At 63.3% G+C, this 22893-nt stretch carries 17 protein-coding genes; 9 read left to right on the forward strand and 8 right to left on the reverse strand.

The annotated features are described in order from the left end of the window. Nucleotides 1–109: 109 nt before the first annotated feature. The 7 genes from SH584_RS03745 (at nucleotide 110) to SH584_RS03775 (ending at nucleotide 7309) form a co-directional block, all read left to right on the forward strand. Complete coding sequence (locus SH584_RS03745) at nucleotides 110–1060, forward strand: ferritin-like domain-containing protein (protein WP_324808657.1); 951 nt, start codon at nucleotides 110–112, stop codon at nucleotides 1058–1060. A gap of 35 nt (nucleotides 1061–1095) precedes the next feature. After that, nucleotides 1096–2103: a ferritin-like domain-containing protein gene (locus tag SH584_RS03750; protein WP_322842522.1), complete on the forward strand. Its 1008-nt coding sequence runs from the start codon at nucleotides 1096–1098 to the stop codon at nucleotides 2101–2103. Nucleotides 2104–2212: 109 nt separating this feature from the next. Further along, nucleotides 2213–3565, forward strand: a complete 1353-nt coding sequence (locus SH584_RS03755; RefSeq protein WP_416385147.1) for an Nramp family divalent metal transporter — start codon at nucleotides 2213–2215, stop codon at nucleotides 3563–3565. 60 nt (nucleotides 3566–3625) lie between these two features. Beyond that, on the forward strand, nucleotides 3626–5248 hold the full coding sequence (locus tag SH584_RS03760) for an FAD-dependent oxidoreductase (protein ID WP_324808659.1): 1623 nt from the start codon (nucleotides 3626–3628) through the stop codon (nucleotides 5246–5248). A gap of 268 nt (nucleotides 5249–5516) precedes the next feature. Beyond that, nucleotides 5517–6029, forward strand: coding sequence for a 50S ribosomal protein L10 (gene rplJ, locus SH584_RS03765; RefSeq protein WP_322842525.1), 513 nt, complete (start codon nucleotides 5517–5519; stop codon nucleotides 6027–6029). A 51-nt stretch (nucleotides 6030–6080) separates the two neighbouring features. Next, nucleotides 6081–6452: a 50S ribosomal protein L7/L12 gene (gene rplL, locus SH584_RS03770; RefSeq protein WP_322842526.1), complete on the forward strand. Its 372-nt coding sequence runs from the start codon at nucleotides 6081–6083 to the stop codon at nucleotides 6450–6452. Between the two features lie 104 nt (nucleotides 6453–6556). Continuing rightward, nucleotides 6557–7309, forward strand: coding sequence for a leucine-rich repeat domain-containing protein (locus SH584_RS03775; RefSeq protein WP_324808662.1), 753 nt, complete (start codon nucleotides 6557–6559; stop codon nucleotides 7307–7309). Nucleotides 7310–7358: 49 nt separating this feature from the next. Here SH584_RS03775 and SH584_RS03780 read toward each other — a convergent pair whose 3' ends face one another. After that, nucleotides 7359–7682, reverse strand: a complete 324-nt coding sequence (locus tag SH584_RS03780) for a DOPA 4,5-dioxygenase family protein (RefSeq protein ID WP_324808664.1) — start codon at nucleotides 7680–7682, stop codon at nucleotides 7359–7361. 301 nt (nucleotides 7683–7983) lie between these two features. On the opposite strand from SH584_RS03780, the gene rpoB reads away from it, so the two are divergent. Continuing rightward, nucleotides 7984–12153 carry a DNA-directed RNA polymerase subunit beta gene (gene rpoB / locus SH584_RS03785; protein WP_322842529.1) on the forward strand — a complete coding sequence of 1390 codons (4170 nt, stop codon included), beginning with the start codon at nucleotides 7984–7986 and terminating at the stop codon, nucleotides 12151–12153. Nucleotides 12154–12205: 52 nt separating this feature from the next. Next, a complete protein-coding gene (rpoC, locus tag SH584_RS03790; protein WP_324808666.1) occupies nucleotides 12206–16480 on the forward strand; it encodes a DNA-directed RNA polymerase subunit beta' in 4275 nt (1424 codons plus the stop codon). Nucleotides 16481–16626: 146 nt separating this feature from the next. Here rpoC and SH584_RS03795 read toward each other — a convergent pair whose 3' ends face one another. The 7 genes from SH584_RS03795 to SH584_RS03825 form a co-directional block, all read right to left on the reverse strand. Then, complete coding sequence (locus SH584_RS03795; RefSeq protein WP_324808668.1) at nucleotides 16627–16767, reverse strand: entericidin EcnA/B family protein; 141 nt, start codon at nucleotides 16765–16767, stop codon at nucleotides 16627–16629. Nucleotides 16768–16808: 41 nt separating this feature from the next. Further along, on the reverse strand, nucleotides 16809–16976 hold the full coding sequence (locus SH584_RS03800; RefSeq protein WP_324808670.1) for an Entericidin EcnA/B family protein: 168 nt from the start codon (nucleotides 16974–16976) through the stop codon (nucleotides 16809–16811). A 32-nt stretch (nucleotides 16977–17008) separates the two neighbouring features. Beyond that, on the reverse strand, nucleotides 17009–17803 hold the full coding sequence (locus tag SH584_RS03805) for a thymidylate synthase (RefSeq protein ID WP_324808672.1): 795 nt from the start codon (nucleotides 17801–17803) through the stop codon (nucleotides 17009–17011). 363 nt (nucleotides 17804–18166) lie between these two features. Next, on the reverse strand, nucleotides 18167–18319 hold the full coding sequence (locus SH584_RS03810) for a hypothetical protein (protein ID WP_324808674.1): 153 nt from the start codon (nucleotides 18317–18319) through the stop codon (nucleotides 18167–18169). Between the two features lie 45 nt (nucleotides 18320–18364). Beyond that, nucleotides 18365–19063 (reverse strand): class I SAM-dependent methyltransferase, encoded by a 699-nt coding sequence (locus SH584_RS03815; protein ID WP_324808676.1) that lies wholly within the window; start codon nucleotides 19061–19063, stop codon nucleotides 18365–18367. Nucleotides 19064–19088: 25 nt separating this feature from the next. Next, nucleotides 19089–20216 carry a peptide chain release factor 2 gene (gene prfB, locus SH584_RS03820; RefSeq protein ID WP_322842536.1) on the reverse strand — a complete coding sequence of 376 codons (1128 nt, stop codon included), beginning with the start codon at nucleotides 20214–20216 and terminating at the stop codon, nucleotides 19089–19091. 85 nt (nucleotides 20217–20301) lie between these two features. Continuing rightward, on the reverse strand, nucleotides 20302–22887 hold the full coding sequence (locus SH584_RS03825) for a penicillin-binding protein 1A (RefSeq protein WP_324808678.1): 2586 nt from the start codon (nucleotides 22885–22887) through the stop codon (nucleotides 20302–20304). Nucleotides 22888–22893: the final 6 nt, after the last annotated feature.

The raw sequence follows: 22893 nt of genomic DNA on the forward strand, positions 1-22893 counted from the left end.
GAATGGATGCCGATCTGAAAATATATTATTTTTTGACGTAAATTGTTGGAACAGCGACTTTAATTTCCTGTTAGCTCCTCCTTGAGGGCAGTTTTCAGGGAGTCGCTACATGGTTCAGTCCGCATCAATCCTCGAGGCGCTGGAGGAGCGTAAAGCCCTTCGCGACGACCGACGAGAATTCTTCCGAATGGCTGCCGTAGCCGCCGTTTCCGCGCCGCTCGTTCTGACCGTCGGTGGAAAGCGGCTGAATGCCCAGACCGCCCCATCCGATGGCGACATTCTGAACTTCGCGCTGAACCTCGAATATCTCGAGGCGCAATTCTACCTGCAGGCCGTCAACGGTGTCGGCCTTCCTACCAACCTGACGACGGGTACGGGCACTCGGGGTGAGGCGACCGGCGGTCGCCGCGTCAACTTCACCGATCCGGTGGTCGAGCAATATGCGCGTGAGATTGCCGCCGACGAGCAGGCCCATGTCGTGTTTCTGCGGACAGCACTTGGCGCGACCGCCGTTGCCCAGCCGACGATCGACATCGGCACTTCGCCGACCGGTGCCTTCTCGACCGCGGCGCGCGCCGCCGGCCTGATCGGACCGGGCGAGTCCTTCGATCCATATGCAAGCGACGAGAATTTCCTGCTCGGCGCCTACATTTTCGAGGATGTCGGTGTCACTGCCTACAAGGGCGCCTCGCCGCTGATCACTAACAAGACCTTCCTGGAGGCTGCGGCCGGCCTATTGGCGGTGGAGGCGTATCATGCGGCGCTGGTCCGCACGACGCTCTATCGCAAGGGAATTCAGGTCCCCGCATTGCTCGACGCTGCCGAGCGAATTTCGGATGCGCGCGACAGCCTCGATGGCGCAACCGACCTCGACCAGGGCATTCGTAGCCGCGGTAACAACGAGTCCAACATCGCGCCGCTCGATGCCAACGGCCTCGCCTACAGCCGCAACGCAGGCCAGGTTCTCAACATCGTCTATCTGACGGGCATGGCCCGCACGCAGGGCGGTTTCTTCCCCAACGGGGTCAACGGACCCATTCGGACAAGCCAGGCCAACTGAGCCGCTTGCCGATCCCTAGATCCCGGAGATTTGTCATGACGAACGACGAAAAAGTTCTCGAAATTCTCGATGCCTGCGAACAGCGACGCGATGCGCGCCGCGCTTTCCTTCGAAGCTCATCGACTGCGGCGGTGCTTGCCGGCGCGACCCTGCTCAGTGCCTGTGGCGGTGGTGGTGGCCGCGACGATGACGACACGGTTGTGGTGCCGCCGACCCCGACACCGACGCCAACGCCTACCCCGACTACACTGACCGACGGCGACATCCTGAACTTTGCGCTGAATCTCGAATATCTCGAGGCGCAGTTCTACGCCTACGCCGCCTTCGGCACCGGCCTTCCCGCCAATTTGCTGACGGGCACCGGCACGCAGGGCGCGGTGACAGGCGGTCGCAAGGTCAACTTTACCGATCCCGTGGTCGAGCAATATGCCCGCGAGATCGCAACCGACGAGCGGCAGCACGTGGCTTTCCTGCGCGCAGCGCTCGGGGCGTCGGCCGTCGCACAGCCGGCAATCAACATCGCGTCGGATGCCAACAGCAGCTTCTCGGCCGCGGCTCGGGCGGCGGGTCTGATCGGGCCGGGCCAGGCGTTCGATCCCTACGCGACGGACGAGAATTTCCTGCTCGGCGCGTTCATCTTCGAGGACGTCGGGGTGACCGCTTACAAGGGCGCGTCGCCGCTCATCACAAACAAGACGTTCCTCGAAGCGGCCGCAGGCATTCTGGCGGCCGAGGCCTATCATGCGGGTCTGGTTCGAACGGTGCTTTACGCGAAGGGCGTGCAGATGCCGGCACTTCGCTCGTCGACCGAATCCATCTCGAATGCACGCGACTCGCTCGACAGCACGACCGACGTCGATCAGGGCGTCCAGCAGATGGGCAACATGTCGAATATCGTCCCGACCGACGCCAACGGCCTAGCCTACAGCAGGACACCGGGCGACGTGTTGAACATCGTGTACCTGACGAACGCCGCGGCATCGCAAGGCGGGTTCTTCCCTGCCGGCGTCAACGGCAACATCCGATTGAGCAGCGCGGAATAGCCTCTACGCCGCTTCGATTAATGGTCCGGCCGGTTCGCAATGCCCCTGCGGACCGGCCGGTTCGTTTCTGTCCCTTGCGCGTCGCCGCCCGTTTGCGCAGGAGGATGGCATGACACCGCCGCCGTCCCTCTCGACCCCGATCGATGAAGCGAACGTCGGCATGCGCACGCCCGTCAGTTCTCCAAGCCTGCCCGAATCCTTCCGCTCGATTCCCGTAACGGGAAGTGCATGGCGGCGCTTCGGCGCCTTCATGGGCCCGGGATATCTGGTCGCCGTCGGCTATATGGACCCGGGCAATTGGGCGACCGATCTCGCCGGTGGATCGCAGTTCGGCTACACCCTGCTGTCGGTCATCCTGCTGTCGAACATCTTCGCGATGATCCTGCAGTCGCTCAGCGCGAAGCTTGGCATCGTCTCCGGCCTCGACCTCGCTCAGGCGTGCCGAGCCCACTACAGCCCGCCGGTCCGCTGGTTCCTGTGGGTGATGTGCGAACTGGCGATCGTCGCTTGCGACTTGGCGGAGGTGATCGGGACCGCGATCGCGCTGCAGTTGCTGTTCGGGATTCCGCTCGTCTGGGGCGTGGTGCTGACCGCGCTCGACGTCCTGCTGATCCTCGCGCTTCAGCAATATGGCTTCCGAAAGCTCGAGGCGTTCATCATTGCTCTGCTGCTCATCATTGCCGGATGCTTTGCGGTCGAGCTTGCGTTGGCGCAGCCGAGCATCGCGGCGATCGCCGATGGGCTGATCCCGCGAGTTGAGGTCGTGACCAATCCGGCGATGCTCTACATCGCGATCGGGATCATCGGCGCCACCGTGATGCCGCACAACCTCTACCTTCATTCCTCGATCGTGCAGACCCGTCAGTTCGACCGCGACGAGAAGGGCAAGCGCCAGGCGATCAAGTTCGCAACGATCGACAGCAGCGTCGCGCTCAGTTTCGCATTGTTTATCAACGCGTCGATCCTGATCCTTGCCGCCGCAACCTTCCACGCCGCCGGCCGCACCGACGTCGCCGAGATTCAGGACGCCTACGAGTTGCTGACGCCGATGCTCGGCGTCGGTTTTGCCAGCACCCTGTTCGCGGTGGCACTGCTGGCGTCGGGCCAGAATTCGACGATCACTGCGACGCTTGCGGGCCAGATCGTGATGGAAGGCTTCCTCAACATTCGCTTGCCGCCATGGCTTCGGCGGATGGTGACCCGGCTGCTCGCGATCGTACCCGCCGTCACAGTGGCAGCCCTCTACGGCTCGAGCGGTACTGCCAGCCTGCTGGTTCTGAGCCAGGTCATTCTGAGCCTCCAGCTCCCGTTCGCGGTGGTCCCGCTGGTCCAGTTCACCAGCGACCGCACCAAGATGGGCAAGTTCGTCAATCCTGTCTGGCTAAAGCTGGTGGCGTGGACCATTTCGGCGATCATCATCTCGCTCAACCTGAAATTGCTCTACGACTTCTTCCTCGGCTGACCCCTTCCGTCGGGTCAATCGCTGCACCATGTTGACCGCCACGGCGCGGGAGGCCGAACCATGGAAACATTCGCCGACGACCTGACGATCATGCAGCGAACGCCGTTGCAGGATGATCACGTCGAGGCGCTGCGGCGCGTCGGCATCAAGGTCCGGTACGCCAAGGGCGATACGATCGCCGAGGCGGGCGATCCAATGGACCGCTTCATCTACGTCGAGCAGGGCGAGATCGAATTGGTCGATCCGATCACGCGTGAGCGCTACGCCCCGTCGTCGCTTGGCCCCACGCAATTTGCCGGCGAACTCGCCTTCCTGTCCGGCGGGGCGTTCACCCTTCCCTTCCGAGCCGCCGTGGACACGGACGTCATCGAAGTGCCGCGCGAAGAGATGATGCGGCTAATGTTGGACATTCCCGAGATGTCGGACATCATCCTGACCGTCTTCGCGGCACGCAGACGGCGGCAATATGAAAGCGGCGACACCTCGCTGATGCTGTTCGGCGCCGAGCGCGACCCTCGCATTCAGGAAGTGGCGAGCTTCGCCGCCCGGAACCGAATTCCCTTCCAGTCCTATGAACTGGGCAAGGACGACGCGCGTGCCGCGGCCGAGGAATGCTCGATCGCGCCCGACGAACCGGCGGTCGTGTTCGGCAAGGGTGAGCGGCTGGAAGACCCCAGCCCCCGCGCCCTCGCCCGGCTCCTCGGCCTCGATCTTGACGTGCGCGAATGCCATGCGGTCGACCTCCTGATCGTCGGCGGTGGTCCGGCGGGCGTTGCGGCGGCGGTCTATGCCGGCGCGGAGGGAATCGACGCGCTGGTGGTTGAAGACCTTGCGATCGGCGGACAGGCGGGGACGTCGAGCCGGATCGAAAATTACATGGGCTTCCCGACTGGTATCTCCGGTGCCGACCTGACGTTACGCGGACAGATTCAGGCGATGAAGTTCGGGACGCGCTTCGCCATGCCACGCCGCGTGACCAGCCTTCGAGAGCGCGACGGCCGCGTTCTGGCGATGATCGATGACGGGGTCGGCATCGCGGCGTCCGCGGTGTTGGTGGCGACCGGCGTGCAGTATCGCCGACTACCGATCGACGGCCTCGAAGCGCTCGAAGGCCGAGGCATTTACTACGCCGCGACCGAAATGGAGGCTCGCTTCTGCAGCGGCAGCGATGCGGTCATCGTCGGGGGAGGCAATTCGGCCGGCCAGGCCGCGATGTACCTGTCGCGACACGCGGCGCACGTCCACCTCGTCGTACGGGGGCCGTCACTTGCGGAATCGATGTCGTCCTATCTGCGCACCCGGCTTGATGCCGACCGACGCATCACGATCCACTATCGCAGCGAAGTCACCGAGCTTTCGGGCGAGGACCATCTCGAAGCTGTTTCGATCCGAACGCCCGACGGTGATCGAAAAATCGATACGCGTGCGCTGTTCATCATGGCGGGCGCGGCGCCCAACACGGCCTGGCTATCGGGGCTTGTCGATCTCGACCATCGCGGGTTCGTCAAGACTGGCGAGGAAGCGGGCGCTGCTGCGCCATATGCGACGTCGCACCCGCGGATCTTCGCGGTCGGCGACGTTCGGGCGGGATCGGTCAAGCGTGTCGCCTCGGCCGTCGGCGAAGGGTCGGTGGTGGTTTCCTCGATCTGGGCGATCCTCGACGAAGCCGCGCGAGAGGGTTGATCGTTCGCTCTAATCCGCTATAGGCCCGCTCGTCTTCTCGATGAGAAGGCAACCGTCCGAGACAGTCGCTGCTTCCAACCGGAAGCTTAATCTGCGGCCTAGACGGGGACAGGAATTCATCACGGATTGCGCTACGGCGCCCGTGTCGTGTGCCGGAATACCGGCGCCCATGAACCCATTCCCCCGGACAGCTTGCCCCGACGCATGTCGCGCCGGGGTCGTTTGAACCTCGGCCCGGGCTCACGCCTTGGCCGAACAGGAGAATGGCATGGATCGTAGCCAAAAAGCCGATCTGGTAGCCGAGCTGAAGAATGTCTTCACCGAGACCAGCGTGGTGGTGATCACCCGCAATCTCGGCCTGTCGGTCGCGCAATCGACCGACCTGCGCCTGAAGATGCGCGACGCCGGAGCCCAGTTCAAGGTCGCGAAGAACCGCCTTGCCCTGATCGCGCTCGAGGGCACGAAGTACGGACCAATCGGCGACATGCTGACCGGCCCGACCGCTTTGGCCACCTCGATCGATCCCGTCGCGGCCGCCAAGGTCGCGGTGGAGTTCGCCAAGACCAACGATCGCCTCGAGATCGTTGGCGGGGCGATGGGCGACACGCTGCTCGACGTGAACGGCATCAAGGCGCTGGCCGAGCTTCCGTCGCTCGATCAGCTTCGCGGTACTCTGGTGGGCCTCATTCAGGCGCCTGCCACGAAGATTGCGCGCGTGGTTTCGGAACCGGGGGCGATGATCGCTCGCGTGACCGGCGCATACGCCGCCAAGGCCGCTTAACTTTCAACGACACGACAATCCGGGGCGAATGCCCCACCAAGGAGATATACAATGGCTGACATTCAGAAGCTGGTTGACGACCTTTCGACCCTGACCGTTCTCGAAGCGGCAGAACTCGCCAAGGCGCTCGAAGAGAAGTGGGGCGTTTCGGCCTCGGCCGCCGTTGCAGTCGCCGGTCCGGCCGCTGCCGCTGGCCCCGCTGCTGAAGAGCAGAGCGAATTCGACGTGATCCTCACCGGCGACGGTGGCAAGAAGATCAACGTCATCAAGGAAGTCCGCGCGATCACCGGTCTCGGCCTGGGCGAAGCCAAGGCGCTCGTCGAAGGCGCGCCGAAGGCCGTCAAGGAAGGCGTCAACAAGGACGAAGCCGAGAAGATCAAGAAGCAGATCGAAGAAGCCGGCGGCACCGTCGAGCTTAAGTAAGCTTCATACAGTTTCGCAGGTGTCTTGAAGCGCCTGTGATTGGGAAGGGCGGCTCCGCAAGGGGTCGCCCTTTTCGTTAACGGCCACATTCCTAGAATGTCGGAATGACCCACGAATTCCTTGCCCACCCCACGCTCGAAGCGGCGTTGGTCCACAAGTATCGGGGCCACGATATTCGCGACTGGGACGAGTGGCGGGCGCACCATTTCTACGACAGCGCCGACGCCATCCCGGCCCAGGCCACCAAAGCCCAGATTGCACGGATCGCCGATCCGGCTGCTCTGGCCACGAAGCAGGCGCTCCGCCACCTCATCGTGTCGAATTGTACTCAAGCGACGCTGGCCGCCATTGGCGAACTCAAGAGGCTGGAACGGCTGGAGCTGGAATGGCCGACCCTCGCCAGTGACCTTTCGCCTTTGTCGAACCTGTCGCACCTGAAGTTCCTGAGCATCGACAGCCCGCGCAAGGTGACGGACTTCGCGCCGCTGGCTCGTCTGCCGCGTTTGACGACGCTGATCATTGCCAATGCCAAGCATCTGTCCGATGTCGAATGGCTACGCAGTGCGCATCACCTCCAGGTGATCGGTCTGGAAGGAGCGATGGACACGAAGCAGACGATCGATTCCCTTATGCCGCTATCCGGTCTCCAAGGGCTCGAGGCCTTTCTCGGCACCTCGCTTCGCCTTCTCGATCAGGATCTGACTCCCCTCGCCACCTGCCCACGGCTAAGGCTGGTCAGCATCGCGCGCGTAGCCAAAAAGCCCGCATTTGACGCCTTGCGCTATCAACGGCCCGATATCGTCTGTGGCTGGTTCGCCGATCACCTCTGGGGCGGGGCGAAACTCCGGCAAATCTAGGCTTTGGCCAGAACCCGGAGAACGCTGGCGCGCGAGATCGCTAGAAGGGTCAGCCAAAGATCGACAAGTCGAGTGGCTCGCTCGGCCCGAACCAGATGACGTTGCGGCTGTGATCGGTCCGATCGTCGCCCGTCGACGCGTGCGCGAATATCGTGAGGCCAGACCGATTGACCGACAGCCAGGTCGCAACCTCGCCAAAGCGATCGGTCGGCACGGTCAATTGCACGCTCCCGCGCGGGTGCGGGCCGACTGGGCGAAGGTGGAAGTGCCCAACCGGAAGTTCGAAGCGCTTCGCTATCTCGGCGGCCAGCGCCTTGGCCTCGTCGACCTGCGACGGATCGTAATAGAGATGAACGTGGAAATCGTGGATCATTTCGGGCCTCCGTGCTTTCATCTCGAGATGGCGGCCTCACCGCGCCAATCAAGCAGGCACAGCGATGTGTCCTGCCCTTCCCTCTTGCGCGCTGTTGGATTCGCGCTATATCCAACTTCATCCAATACATAACGGCTCCGCCGCACCCTTGTCGTGCGCCCGGGGCCTTTCCTGTCCTCACCGGGACACGGGCCGACAACGCGCAGCGGTTCGAACAAATGGTGAGGAGATAACGGGAGCCGCGCCGAACCTCTTACGTGGGCCGCGTGCATCGTCGCGCGCCCGGAGCGCAGGGAATAGAATGGCCACCAAGCAAAAAGACGTGCCGACCATGGCTCGCACCACCAAATCGCGTCGCATCCGCAAGATCTTCGGGAACATCCACGAAATCTCGGACATGCCGAACCTGATCGAGGTTCAGCGCGAAAGCTACGAGCAGTTCCTTCGCTCCGACCCTGCCACCGGCTATGTTTCCGGGCTGGAAAAGACCCTTCGTTCGGTCTTCCCGATCCAGGACTTCGCGGGCACCGCGCATCTCGACTTCGATCGCTACGAGCTTGAGAACCCGAAGTTCGACACGGACGAGTGCCGCCAGCGCGGGCTGACCTACGCCGCGCCGATGCGCGTCACACTCCGCCTGACCAGCTTCGAAATCGATCCCGACACTGAGGCCAAGTCGGTGATCGATATCAAGGAGCAGGACGTCTACATGGGCGACATGCCCCTGATGACGGGCAACGGCACCTTCATCGTCAACGGCACCGAGCGCGTGATCGTCAGCCAGATGCACCGTTCGCCGGGCGTCCTGTTCGACCACGACCGCGGCAAGACCCACGCGTCGGGCAAGTTCCTGTTCGCGGCGCGCGTCATTCCGTATCGCGGCTCGTGGCTCGACTTCGAATTCGACGCCAAGGACATCGTCAACGTCCGGATTGACCGCAAGCGCAAGCTGCCGGTCACCGCGCTGCTGCACGCGCTGGGCCTGACGAGCGAGGAAATCCTCAACACCTTCTACAACAAGCTGAGCTACGTGCGCGGCCCGAATGGCTGGCAGATCCCTTACGCCGCCGAAGGCTGGCGCGGGCAGAAGCCGACCCATGACGTGGTCGACGCCGACAGCGGCGAGGTCATCTTCAAGGCGCACGAGAAGATCACTCCGCGCAAGGCAAATGCGGCCGCGAAGGACGTCAACAACGTCATCATCCCGACCGAGGAAATCTACGGCCGCTTCTCGGCCTACGATCTCATCAACGAGAAGACCGGCGAAATCTACGTCGAGGCCGGTGACGAAATCTCGGCCGAGAATCTCGAGATGCTCGACAAGGCCGGCACCGACCGCCTCGAGCTCCTCGACATCGACTACATCAATACCGGTCCGTGGATTCGCAACACGCTGAAGGCAGACAAGTCGGAAGACGGCGACAACGCGCTCGCCGACATCTACCGCGTCATGCGCCCCGGCGAGCCGCCGACGCGCGAGACCGCGGACGCGCTGTTCTATGGCCTGTTCTTCGACAGCGAGCGCTACGACCTTTCGGCCGTCGGCCGCGTCAAGCTGAACATGCGCCTTGGCCTCGACGCCGAGGACACGGTCACCACCCTTCGCCGCGAAGACATCATCGCGGTGATCCAGGAGCTGGTGAACCTGAAGGACGGCAAGGGCGAGATCGACGACATCGACAATCTTGCCAACCGCCGCGTTCGCTCGGTCGGCGAGCTGCTGGAAAACCAGTATCGCGTCGGGCTGCTGCGCATGGAGCGTGCGGTCAAGGAGCGCATGAGCTCGGTCGACGTGTCGACGGTCATGCCGAACGACCTGATCAACGCCAAGCCGGCGGTTGCCGCGGTCCGCGAATTCTTCGGCTCGTCGCAGCTGTCGCAATTCATGGATCAGACCAACCCGCTGTCCGAAGTGACCCACAAGCGCCGCGTGTCGGCGCTCGGGCCGGGCGGTCTGACGCGTGAGCGCGCAGGCTTCGAAGTCCGCGACGTTCACCCGACGCACTACGGCCGCATCTGCCCGATCGAAACGCCGGAAGGCCCGAACATCGGCCTGATCAACAGCCTCGCGTCGTTCAGCCGCGTCAACAAGTACGGCTTCATCGAAACGCCGTACCGCAAGGTCATCGACCACAAGGTCACCGACGAGGTCGTATACCTGTCGGCGATGGAAGAGGCCAAGCACACGATCGCGCAGGCAAATGCCGAGCTCGACGAGCAGGGCCACTTCGTCGAGGACATCGTCTCGAGCCGTCGCTCGGGCGACTTCCTGATGGCGCCGAAGGACACGATCACGTTGATGGACGTGTCGCCGAAGCAGCTGGTTTCGGTCGCTGCCTCGCTGATCCCGTTTCTGGAAAACGATGACGCCAACCGCGCGCTCATGGGCTCCAACATGCAACGCCAGGCCGTGCCGCTGCTGCAGGCCGACGCACCGCTGGTCGGCACCGGGATGGAAGAAACCGTCGCTCGCGATTCGGGTGCGGCCATCGCCGCTCGCCGGACCGGCATCGTCGACCAGGTCGACGCGACCCGTATCGTGGTTCGCGTCACCAGCGATCTGACGGCGGGCGAAAGCGGCGTCGACATCTACACGCTGATGAAGTTCCAGCGCTCGAACCAGAACACCTGCATCAACCAGCGCCCGCTGGTGAAGGTGGGTGACAAGGTCGACGCCGGTGAAATCATCGCCGACGGCCCCTCGACCCAGTTCGGTGAGCTTGCGCTCGGCCGGAACGTGCTCGTCGCGTTCATGCCGTGGAATGGCTACAACTATGAGGATTCGATCCTCATCAGCGAACGCATCGTGAAAGACGACGTCTTCACCTCGATCCACATCGAGGAATTCGAGGTCATGGCCCGCGACACCAAGCTTGGGCCGGAAGACATCACCCGCGACATCCCGAACGTCGGCGAGGAAGCGCTCCGCAACCTCGACGAGGCAGGCATCGTCTACATCGGCGCCGAGGTCGAGCCGGGCGACATCCTGTGCGGCAAGATCACGCCGAAGGGCGAAAGCCCGATGACGCCGGAAGAGAAGCTCCTCCGCGCCATCTTCGGTGAAAAGGCTTCGGACGTTCGCGATACCTCGCTTCGGCTTCCGCCGGGCGTGGCCGGGACCGTCGTCGAAGTCCGCGTCTTCAACCGTCACGGCATCGACATCGACGATCGTACGCGCGCCATCCAGACCGAGGAAAAGGATCGCCTCAAGAAGGACAGCGACGACGAACGCGGCATTCTGAACCGTGCGACCTTCTCGCGTCTGCAGGGCATGCTGGTCGGCCAGGTGGCCACCGCTGCCCCGAAGACGATCAAGAAGGGTGCGACGATCGACGCAGCCATGCTGGAAGAAACGCCGAAGCATGACTGGTGGAAGATCGCGGTCAAGGACGATGCCGCTCAGGCCGACCTCGAAGCGCTGAAGGCGCAGTATGACGAGGCTGCCGCGGTCATCAACCGCAAGTTCGAGGATCGCGTCCAGAAGGTCGAGGCCGGTGACGAACTGGCCCCGGGCGTGCTGAAGATGGTCAAGGTCTTCGTCGCGGTGAAGCGCAAGCTGCAGCCGGGCGACAAGATGGCCGGCCGTCACGGCAACAAGGGCGTCATCAGCCGCATCCTGCCGAACGAGGACATGCCGTTCCTTGAAGACGGGACTCCGGTCGACATCGTGCTCAACCCGCTGGGCGTGCCGAGCCGCATGAACGTCGGTCAGATCTTCGAAACCCACCTGGGCTGGGCCGCGCGCGGTCTTGGCAAGCAGATCCAGGAGGAACTGGAGAACTGGCGCCAGGCAAACCCGGATGCCGAAAAGGCCAAGGGGATCGCTCCGCAGGCGGTTATCGATCGTCTGAAGGGCATCTACGGCGAGCAATATCATGCGGACATCGACGCCCGCGGTCCTTCGGAGGTCCTCGACCTCGCGCAGAACCTCGTTGGCGGCGTTCCGATGGGCACTCCGGTGTTCGACGGTGCGCGCGAAAGCGATGTGTCCGACATGCTGGCGATGGCCGGGCTCGACACCTCGGGTCAGGTCACGCTGTTCGACGGCCGCACCGGCGATGCCTTCGACCGCAAGGTCACCGTGGGCTACATCTACATGCTGAAGCTGCACCACTTGGTCGACGACAAGATCCACGCGCGTTCGATCGGGCCGTACAGCCTCGTCACCCAGCAGCCGCTGGGCGGTAAGGCACAGTTCGGTGGCCAGCGCTTCGGTGAGATGGAGGTGTGGGCGCTCCAGGCGTACGGCGCCGCCTACACGCTGCAGGAAATGCTGACCGTGAAGTCGGATGACGTCATCGGCCGCACCAAGGTCTACGAGGCGATCGTCAAGGGTGACGACACGTTCGAGGCCGGCATTCCCGAGAGCTTCAACGTGCTCGTCAAGGAAATGCGCAGCCTGGGCCTCAACGTCGAACTCGACACGATCGAGGATCCCGACGCCGAGCCGACCGCGATCGCCGCCGAGTAAATCATTCCCTCAGCCCCCCGCCTTCGCGCGGGGGGATTGGAGACTGTAGAATATGAACGAGCTGACCAACTTCGCGAACCCGGTGGCAAAGCCGGAGACCTTCGACCAGATCAAGATCGGCATTGCCTCGCCGGACAAGATTCGCTCGTGGTCGTTCGGCGAGATCAAGAAGCCGGAAACCATCAACTATCGCACGTTCAAGCCCGAGCGTGACGGCCTGTTCTGCGCGCGCATTTTCGGTCCTATCAAGGACTACGAGTGCCTGTGCGGCAAGTACAAGCGCATGAAGTACAAGGGCATCGTCTGCGAAAAGTGCGGCGTCGAAGTCACCGTGTCCAAGGTCCGCCGCGAGCGGATGGGCCACATCGAACTCGCCGCCCCGGTTGCGCACATCTGGTTCCTGAAGTCGCTGCCGAGCCGCATCGGGTTGCTGCTCGACATGCAGCTGAAGCAGCTTGAGCGCATCCTGTACTTCGAATCCTACGTCGTCATCGAGCCGGGTCTGACCCCGCTCGAAAAGTATCAGCTGCTGACCGAGGACGAGCTCCTCAATGCGCAGGACGAGTATGGCGAAGACGCCTTCTCCGCCGGAATCGGCGCGGAAGCGGTCAAGCACATGCTCATGGACCTCGACCTCGAAGGTGAGCGCAAGGATCTGCTCGACGAGCTGGCGGTCACCAAATCGGAGCTGAAGCCCAAGAAGATCATCAAGCGGCTGAAGGTCGTCGAGAGCTTCATCGATTCGGGCAACAAGCCCGAGTGGATGATCCTCGAAGTGATCCCGGTCATCCCGCCCGAACTGCGCCCGCTGGTGCCGCTCGATGGCGGCCGCTTCGCGACGTCGGATCTCAACGATCTGTATCGCCGCGTGATCAACCGCAACAACCGCCTGAAGCGCCTGATGGAACTGCGCGCGCCGGACATCATCGTCCGCAACGAAAAGCGCATGCTTCAGGAAGCGGTCGATGCACTGTTCGACAACGGTCGCCGCGGTCGCACGATCACGGGCGCCAACAAGCGTCCGCTGAAGTCGCTGTCCGACATGCTCAAGGGCAAGCAGGGCCGCTTCCGTCAGAACCTGCTCGGCAAGCGCGTCGACTATTCGGGCCGTTCGGTCATCGTCACCGGTCCGGAACTCAAGCTGCACCAGTGCGGCCTGCCGAAGAAGATGGCGCTCGAGCTGTTCAAGCCGTTCATCTACTCGCGCCTCGACGCCAAGGGTCTCTCGATGACCCTGAAGCAGGCGAAGAAGTGGGTCGAAAAGGAACGCAAGGAAGTCTGGGACATCCTCGACGAAGTCATTCGCGAGCACCCCGTCCTCCTCAACCGCGCGCCGACGCTTCACCGTCTGGGCATCCAGGCGTTTGAGCCGGTCCTGATCGAGGGCAAGGCGATCCAGCTTCACCCGCTGGTTTGCTCCGCGTTCAACGCCGACTTCGACGGCGACCAGATGGCCGTGCACGTCCCGCTGAGCCTCGAGGCTCAGTTGGAAGCGCGCGTCCTGATGATGTCGACCAACAACATCCTTTCGCCGGCGAACGGCAAGCCGATCATCGTTCCGTCGCAGGACATGGTGCTGGGTCTCTATTACCTCTCGATGATGAAGGAAAAGGAGCCGGGCGAAGGTTCGATCCTCGCCGACATGATCGAGGTGCACCAAGCGATCGCGGCGGGAGCGGTGACGCTTCACACCAAGATCATCAGCCGCGTTCCGCAGACCGATGAAGAGGGCAAGCCCTACATGAAGCGGGTCGAAACGACCCCGGGCCGCATGCTGCTGGGCGAAACCCTGCCGCAGAGCCACAAGGTGCCGTTCGAAACTGTCAACCGCCTGCTGACCAAGAAGGAGATCGGCGACGTCATCGACACCGTCTATCGCCACACGGGTCAGAAGGAGACAGTGCTGTTCGCCGACGCCATCATGGGTCTCGGCTTCCGCCACGCGTTCAAGGCCGGCATCAGCTTCGGCAAGGACGACATGGTCATCCCCGACAGCAAGATCGGCTTGGTCGATGAGACCAAGGCCTTGGTGAAAGACTATGAGCAGCAGTATCAGGACGGCCTGATCACGCAGCAGGAAAAGTACAACAAGGTGATCGATGCCTGGTCGCGTTGCGGCGACCGCGTGGCGAGCGAGATGATGAAGGAAATCTCGTCGGTGAAGATCGACGAGGCGACCGGCCGCGAGGCTCCGATCAACTCGATCTACATGATGGCCCATTCGGGTGCTCGTGGCTCACAGGCTCAGATCAAGCAGCTTGCCGGCATGCGCGGCCTGATGGCCAAGCCGTCGGGCGAGATCATCGAAACGCCGATCATCTCGAACTTCAAGGAAGGCCTGACCGTCCTTGAATACTTCAACTCGACCCACGGCGCCCGCAAGGGACTGGCCGACACGGCGCTCAAGACGGCAAACTCGGGTTACCTGACCCGCCGTCTCGTCGACGTGTCTCAGGACGCCGTCATCATCGAGGAAGATTGCGGCACCGACCGCGCGCTGGAAATGCGTGCGATCGTCCAGGGTGGTGCGGTCATTGCGTCGCTCGCCGACCGCGTGCTCGGCCGGACCACGGCCGAGGACATCGTCGACGGCAAGACCAACGACGTGATCATCCCGGAGGGCACACTGCTCGACGAACCGATGGTCGCTCAGCTGGAAACGATGGGCCTGCAGGGCATCAAGATCCGCTCACCGCTGATCTGCGCGTCCAAGCAGGGCGTCTGCGCCAAATGCTACGGTCGTGACCTCGCCCGCGGCACCCCGGTCAACATCGGCGAAGCCGTCGGCGTCATCGCGGCGCAGTCGATCGGCGAGCCGGGCACCCAGCTGACGATGCGGACCTTCCACATCGGCGGCGCGGCGCAGCTCAACGAGCAGTCGAACCTGGAAGCTCCGGTCGACGGCACGGTCGAGCTTCGCGACATGCCCACGATCACCGACCCTCGCGGCCGGCACGTGTCGCTGTCGCGTTCGGGTGAGATCGCGATCCTCGACATGGACGGTCGCGAACTGTCGACGCACCGCATTCCGTACGGCGCTCACTTGCTGTGCGAAGGCGGTCACATCGTCAGCCGCGGCGATCGAATCGCGGAATGGGATCCCTCGTTCAGCCCGGTCATCACCGAGAAGGCCGGCCAGGTTCGTTTCCAGGACCTGATCGACAACCGCACGATGACCGAGCAGACCGACGAATCGACGGGTATCACGCAGCGCGTGGTGATCGACGATCTCGCCAAGTCGAAGAAGGAAGACCTTCGTCCTCGCCTCACCCTGCTGGGTGACGACGAGAGCGAGACGGCGCTGTATCGCCTGCTTCCGGGCGCGGTGGTCGCGGTCGAGAACGGTGCGACCGTGGAAGCGGGTGAAGTTCTTGCCCGCATGCCGCGTGAAGCCGCCAAGACCCGCGACATCACCGGTGGTCTGCCGCGCGTCGCCGAGCTCTTCGAAGCCCGCAAGCCTAAGGAAAACGCGATCATCGCGAAGGTCTCCGGCAAGGTCAGCTTCAAGAAGGACTATAAGGCGAAGCGCAAGATTGCGATCGTGCCTGAGGACGGTTCGGAGGAGGTCGAATACCTCGTTCCGAAGTCGAAGGTCATCGACGTGCAGGAAGGCGATTACGTCAAGCGCGGCGACAACCTCGTCGGTGGATCGCCCGATCCGCATGACATCCTGGAAGTGCTCGGCGTGGAAGCGCTGGCCGAATATCTCGTTAGCGAGATCCAGGAGGTCTATCGACTGCAGGGCGTGAAGATCAACGACAAGCACATCGAGGTGATCGTTCGCCAGATGCTGCAGAAGGTTGAGATCACCGACGGTGGCGACACCGTACTGCTGGCCGGCGAACAGGTCGATCGTGAAGAGATGGACGAGCTGAACGCCAAGCTGACGAAGAAGCAGAAGCGCGCCGAAGGGCGTCCGGTTCTGCTCGGTATCACCAAGGCGTCGCTGCAGACCCGCAGCTTCATCTCGGCCGCGTCCTTCCAGGAAACGACCCGCGTGCTCACCGAAGCCTCGGTTCAGGGCAAGGTCGACTCGCTCAACGGGCTCAAGGAGAACGTGATCGTCGGTCGCCTCATCCCCGCCGGTACCGGCGCGGGTATGAACCGGATGCGGATCGCCGCCTCCAGCCGCGATGCCTCGCTCCGTGCCCAGCAGCGCAAGCTGCAGGAAGCGCTGATCGCACCGAACTCGGCCGCCGAAGAGCATGCAGCCGAGCTGGCCCAGACGCCGCGCGATGCCAGCGCCTCGGGTCCCGATCCGCTCGCCGCAGTGACGACCTCGGGCACCGGCACCGACGCCGATGCGGGTGAGTATCTGAACGACTGATCGTCGCTCGGGACTGAATGAAATCGGCCGTCGCTCTTCGGAGCGGCGGCCTTTTTCATGGGTCACGCCCTAAGTCACCATGCACAAAAAGAAACCCCGCCGGCGAAAGCCGACGGGGCTGCTTTTTCAGAAGTTCAATCGCTGGTTTAGCAGCGACCGCCATTGATGGTGTTCTCGGTGCAATTCGCGGCAGAGCCGAGATCGGCGCCTGCACCGCGCACCGTGTTGCACGCGGCGAGCGCCATCGCACCCGAAATTACCAGAACGGTCGTGATCTTACGAAACATGGTCATTCCTCCCTTGGTTCAGGCGGACGACCATGCCCAAATCAGATCGCGTTGTCAGCCGCGTTAGCAACCGAATTCACGTCCGAAGCGGCACCGCGAACGGTGTTGCAAGCGGCGATCGAGAAGCTGCCCGCGATAAGGGCCATGGTCATCAACTTGCGCATCATGATAAATTCTCCTGTCATTGCGATGAACGAACGCCAAACCATGCATTCGGGTCCATCACGCAGGCGAAATGTTTTCAAATCGCGACCGGCGCAGCGATGTGCGCGTGCGGATCGTAGTCTTCGAAGGTGAAATCCTCGAACTCATAACCTTCGATCGACTGTCCACGATCCTTGATGACCAAGCGTGGAAGGGTCCGCGGTTCGCGTCCCAATTGCTCACGCGCCTGATCGAGGTGGTTCGAGTAAAGGTGCACGTCTCCTCCCGTCCACACGAAGGTGCCAGGCTTCAGGCCGCATTCGCGAGCGAGGAGATGTGTCAGCAAAGCATAGGAGGCGATGTTGAAGGGAACGCCCAAGAAGAAGTCGGCGCTGCGCTGATAAAGCTGCAGATTCAGGCGGCCGCCCGCGACCTGCGTCTGAAATAGGCAATGACAGGGCGCCAAGGCCATGCGCTCAAGTTCGCCCGGGTTCCAGGCCGTGACGATCTGCCGGCGCGACCCGGGGTCGCGTTTGATCAGGTCGATCAGGCCCGCAATCTGGTCGATGTGGCGACCATCTGGGGCTTCCCAGTCACGCCATTGTTTGCCGTAGACCGGACCAAGGTCACCATTCTCGTCCGCCCATTCGTTCCAGATGCTGACCCGGCGCTCCTGAAGCCAGCGGACGTTGGTGTCGCCGCGCAGGAACCACAGCAACTCTATGATGATCGACCGAAGGTGCAGCTTCTTCGTCGTCAGCAGCGGGAAGCCTTTCGCAAGGTCGAAGCGCATTTGCGCCCCGAACAGCGAGCGCGTGCCCGTCCCTGTCCGGTCCATTTGTTTGACGCCGTCGTCGAGGATCTGCTGCATCAGGTCGAGGTAGGACTGCATCCCCCTACCCTAGCCAAGCTCAGGCCAAGGTCCAGCGCGAACGGCGCTTTATCCCACCGTTTTGGACACGCTTCCAATAGGTCGGAAGAGACAGGTCCGCTAATCCATCGGCATGCGGTTACAGCGTGCCGAATCACCTGCTCTGCTCCAATGGCCACGATGTGGCCAGCCGGTTCTTTGCGGCCTGCTTCGCGACGGAGGGACCCTCGCAAGAACGACTTTGGGTGGCCCATGTCGATCGATCGGCACAATGCCTGCACCTCGCTTCGTACGAGGGCCGTGAATACTCGGTTGCCATGCCGGTCCGCGCGATCGTTGCCGACGCGATGCGACTTGGCAGCGCGGGTGTCGTCCTTGTCACAATCACCCGAGTGGGGAGAGCCAGCCAAGCCGGGCCAACTGCCTTCGACCCGCCGGCTTGCCCAGTTGGGCGAGGCCATCGACCTCTCCGTGCTCGATCACCTGATCTTCGCTGCCGGCGGCAGCAGCATGCGCCGGATGGGGTTGCTTTAGCACGCGCGAAAATTCGCGTTTCATGCTTAAGCGGCAAGCACCGCTATCTCACGCCTTCGACGGGCAGGGACGGATGTCGCGAGGTTCGGGTCGCGGCCCGGCCACGGTGAAAGCGGCAAAATAACTGTCGCCGTCGGGAAGCCGCGCACTCTTTGCCGGCTTCAGACCGAGCGCCGCAAATTCACACAGCAATTGCGCAGGCGGCATGCCGTGACGCCGCACCGGACGCATCGCGTCGACCACCACGATCATTCCGCCAGTCTTCAGACCCGCGCGCAGATGCCACAGGAACTCATAGGGCGCCTCGACCTCATGATACATGTGGACAAGGAAGATGCGGTCGAACGAGTTCGGCGGGAGCATCGGGTTCGATGGTTGCCCCAGCAAAACCGAGACGTTTTCCAAATTCTCGCGCTGCACGCGCTGGGCGAGCAGGTCGCGAGTGGCCGGAACGATGTCCTGCGCGAGTACTCGCCCGCGGCGGCCGACGATCGGCGACAGGCGAACCGTGTAATAGCCCTCGCCCGCGCCGATATCGGCGACCGACATTCCCGGGGCGACGCCGGCAAGGCGCATGACCTCTTCCGCCTCCCCGACCCGATCGCGGGCGTCCTCAGTAGAGAAGCGAGACGAGACGATCGGCGCCACGTCCCGGCGAGCGTCGGGAAAGGTGTTGGGCCGCGTCGGCGCGTTACAGCCGGCGAGCACGAACGGCAGGGCCACGGCGCAGCGCAGCCGATACCCCATCTTGATGGAGCCTGGCTTCGTCGGCCTACTCCACATCCTCAACATCCACCTTCTCGCCCGTGACCCGCTGCGACAGGGCGGCCGCCATGAAGCGGTCGAGGTCGCCGTCGAGCACGTCTCCTGGAGCCGTCGACGTGGCGCCGGTGCGAAGATCCTTCACCAACTGATACGGCTGCAACACGTAGCTGCGGATCTGGTGGCCCCAGCCGATATCGGTCTTGGCGGCGGCGGTCGCATTGGCCTCTGCCTCGCGCTTCTGAAGCTCGGCCTCGTACAGGCGGGCCTTCAGCTGCTTCATCGCCTCGGCCTTGTTCTTGTGCTGCGAACGCTGGTTCTGGCACTGGACGACGATGTTGGTCGGGATGTGGGTGATGCGAACCGCGCTGTCGGTGGTGTTGATATGCTGCCCGCCCGCGCCGGACGCGCGATAGGTATCGATGCGAAGGTCGCTTTCATTGACCTCAATATCGATGTCGTCGTCGACCTCGGGGTAGACCCAGACCGAGGCGAAGCTGGTGTGGCGTCGCGCCGAGCTGTCGTACGGACTGATCCGGACGAGGCGGTGGACGCCGCCCTCGACCTTAAGATTTCCATAGGCATTCTCGCCTTTGATCAGAAGCGTCGCCGACTTGATCCCGGCCTGCTCGCCCGCATGATAATCGACCAGTTCGACCTTCATTCCGTGGCGCTCGCCCCAGCGCGAATACATCCGCTGAAGCATCCCCGCCCAGTCGTTGCTTTCGGTCCCGCCCGCGCCGGAATTGATCTCGACGTAGCTGTTGTTGGCGTCAGCCTCGCCCGCCAGCAGCGCAGCAACCTTGTCGCGCTCCGCCCGCTCGGCAAGCTCGGCCAGTGCCGACACGCCATCGTCGACCAACCCGTTGTCGCCCTCGGCCTCGGCCATTTCGATGAGTTCGACCGTGTCCTTCAACTCGGTTTCGATCTTCTTGGTCGCCCCGATCGCTTCCTCCAGCCGGCGCCGCTCACGCATGACCTCCTGCGCTGCCTTGGGATCGTCCCAAAGCGTCGGATCCTCGACCCTGCCGTTGAGCTCTTCGAGGCGGCGTTGCGCCTTGTCCCAATCGAGAAAGCGGCGCAGCAGCTGCGTCGCGGCCTTGATCTGGTCGATATGAGATTGCGCTTCGGCGCGCATGACGTTCGGTTCCCTGTTCCAACATCGCTCGCGGCCAGGACGCCCGGTGAGGTCGGGCGGACCGAACGATCAATCCGTCACGCGCCTAGTAGATACCGCCCTGCCTTTGCAAGAATTCGGCGCTGTCGGCCGGCGGCGTTGCGCGCGCCGTCTGCGTCCGCCGCGGAGGCGCTTGCCGACGGGCCGGGGCGCGAGCCGCTTCGCTCTGGCTGTCCTGCGCACGGGCGAGTTCGACACTTCGGCGGAAGCTTCGACGCGGCTCGGTTTCCGGCTGGAACGCCTCCCAAATCACCGAGGACTTGGGATCGACCGTCGTCGGGAAGCTGCCGTAGACGCGCTTGCCGGTCACGCGGTCGATGCGAACCAATCGAATGCCCGGCGGCGCGACGAAGGGAAGCTTGGGCATGTCCTTGAAAGCGACTTGCGCGAATTGCTTGAACACCGGGGCCGCGATGCGCCCGCCCTGGGCATAACCGCCCATCGAGCGCGGCTGGTCGTAACCTAGGTAGACGCCGGCAACGACTTCTGGAGTTCCGCCGACGAACCAGACGTTGGTGGGGCCGGACGTGGTCCCCGTCTTCCCGAACATCGGACGATCCAAGTCGCGCAGGGTCGTAGCGGTGCCGCGTTCGACTACGCCTTCGAGGATATGGACCATCTGATAAGCGGCCTGCGCATCAAGCAGCTGCTTCGATCGCGACGGCGGTCGTGGCATCGCTTTGCCGTCCCAGTCGGGCGCGTTGCACGCACCGCCACTGTCACGCTCCATGATCTGGCAGCGATTGTCGGTGCGATAGATGACCTTGCCGCGACGATCCTGGACATAGTCGATCAGCGTAGGCGAGACCGAACGGCCGTTGTTGGCAAGGATTGCGTAGGCATTTGTCAGCTTCATGACGGTCGTGTCGCCCGCCCCCAGCGCGATCGAGAGATATTGTTCGTAATTGCCGACGCCCAGCTTCGCGGCGGTCGCGGTGACCTTCGCCATGCCCGCTTGGTTCGCGGCACGGATGGTCATCAGGTTGCGCGATTGCTCGACACCCCAGCGCATCGTCTTGGGTCCCGCATAGCCACCGTCGAAGTTTCGGAAGCACTTGTTGCCAAGACCCGCCCCCTGCCAAACGCAGAATGGCGCATCGACGAGGATCGATGCCGGCGTCAGGCCGTTTTCCAGCGCGGTGACGTAGACAATCGGCTTGAACGACGAGCCGGGCTGGCGCTGCGCCTGGGTCGCGCGATTGTAGGATGAGCCGACGACGTCGAACCCGCCCTGCATTGCCAGCACGCGGCCGGTTCGCACTTCCTCCGCGACGAAGCCGCCGCCAATCTCAGGGATCGAACGGAGCGCCCAACTGTCGCCGGCGACGTTTTTCACGATGATGACCATGCCGGGCTTCAGATTGCTGAACGCCGTCCCGCCGCCGCCGCGCTTCTGCTGCTGTGCCGCGGACGCCGCGACGGTCCCGGTCGACCCGTCGGGGAAGCCGATCCGCGCCGAGCTACCGCTTTTCGACAGGACGACCGCCTTCTTCCAATCGGGGAAGCCAGTGCCCAGCGCAGCGACGCGAAGCTGATTCTGCCAGTCGTCATTGATGTCGACGCTAAGCCCGGTGTCGCGCCAGCCGCGTCCGCCGTCGAACTTGGCAAGGCCCTCGCGCAATGCTTCGGCCGCGGCGTCCTGCATCACCGGGTTCATCGACGTTCGGACCCAGAGCCCGCCCGAATAGACGCTGTTGCGCCCATTGTCGGCGTCCTCGCCGAACCGGCGCATCAGGTCGCGGCGCACTTCCTCCATGAAGTAGCCGCCCTGTTCACGGAACTTGGCGCTGGCCCCGTAGCGGATCGTGCCGAGGGGCATGGCCGCAGCGTCGGCACGCTGGGCCTCGGTGATCTGGCCGTTGTTCGCCATTTCGCGGAGGACATAGTTGCGCCGTGCGGTCGCGCGAGCAGTGGCACGGAGCGGATCGTAATTGCTCGGCGCCTTGGGAAGAACCGCCAGATAGGCGGCTTCGTGAAGCAGAAGCTGATCGACATCCTTGTCGAAATAGGCGCGGCTCGCGGCCTGCACGCCGTAGGAGTTCCGGCCGAGGAAGATCGAGTTAAGATAGAGCTCGAGGATCTCTTCCTTGCTCAGCGTATCCTCTAGCCGGAAGGCGAGGATTGCTTCGCGGATCTTGCGGCTGATCGCATATTGGTCGTCCTGCAGCAGATATTTCGCGACCTGCTGCGTAATGGTCGAGCCGCCGCGTGCACGCCCGCCCGTGACGGCCTTGGTGCTATAATCGACGACGGCGCCCGCGAGCCCTGGAATGTCGATCCCGCTATGACTGAAAAAGGTCTTGTCCTCCGCCGACAGGAAGGCGTTGACGACCAGCGGCGGATATTCGTCAAACGACAACTCGACGCGCCGTTCGCGGGCAAAGGTCTGGACCGGATTGCCGTCATAGCCGCGCACGTTCGTCGGCAGCGGCGGCTCGTAGGCAAGCAGCTTGTCCGAGCTCGGAACGCTCATCGCAAAATAGACGTAGGTCAGGCTGCCGATAACAAAGGCTGCCACCGCGGCCCACGACAGGCGGCGGACCCACCGCCGCTGGAACCACGGGTCCAGACGGTTGTGGACGCGCTGGTTGAAGGCGACGAGATCGGGAAGCGGGAACGCGCGGGAAGCCATGTCGAT

The sequence above is a fragment of the Sphingomonas sp. LY29 genome (assembly GCF_035593985.1).
GTDB lineage: Bacteria > Pseudomonadota > Alphaproteobacteria > Sphingomonadales > Sphingomonadaceae > Sphingomicrobium.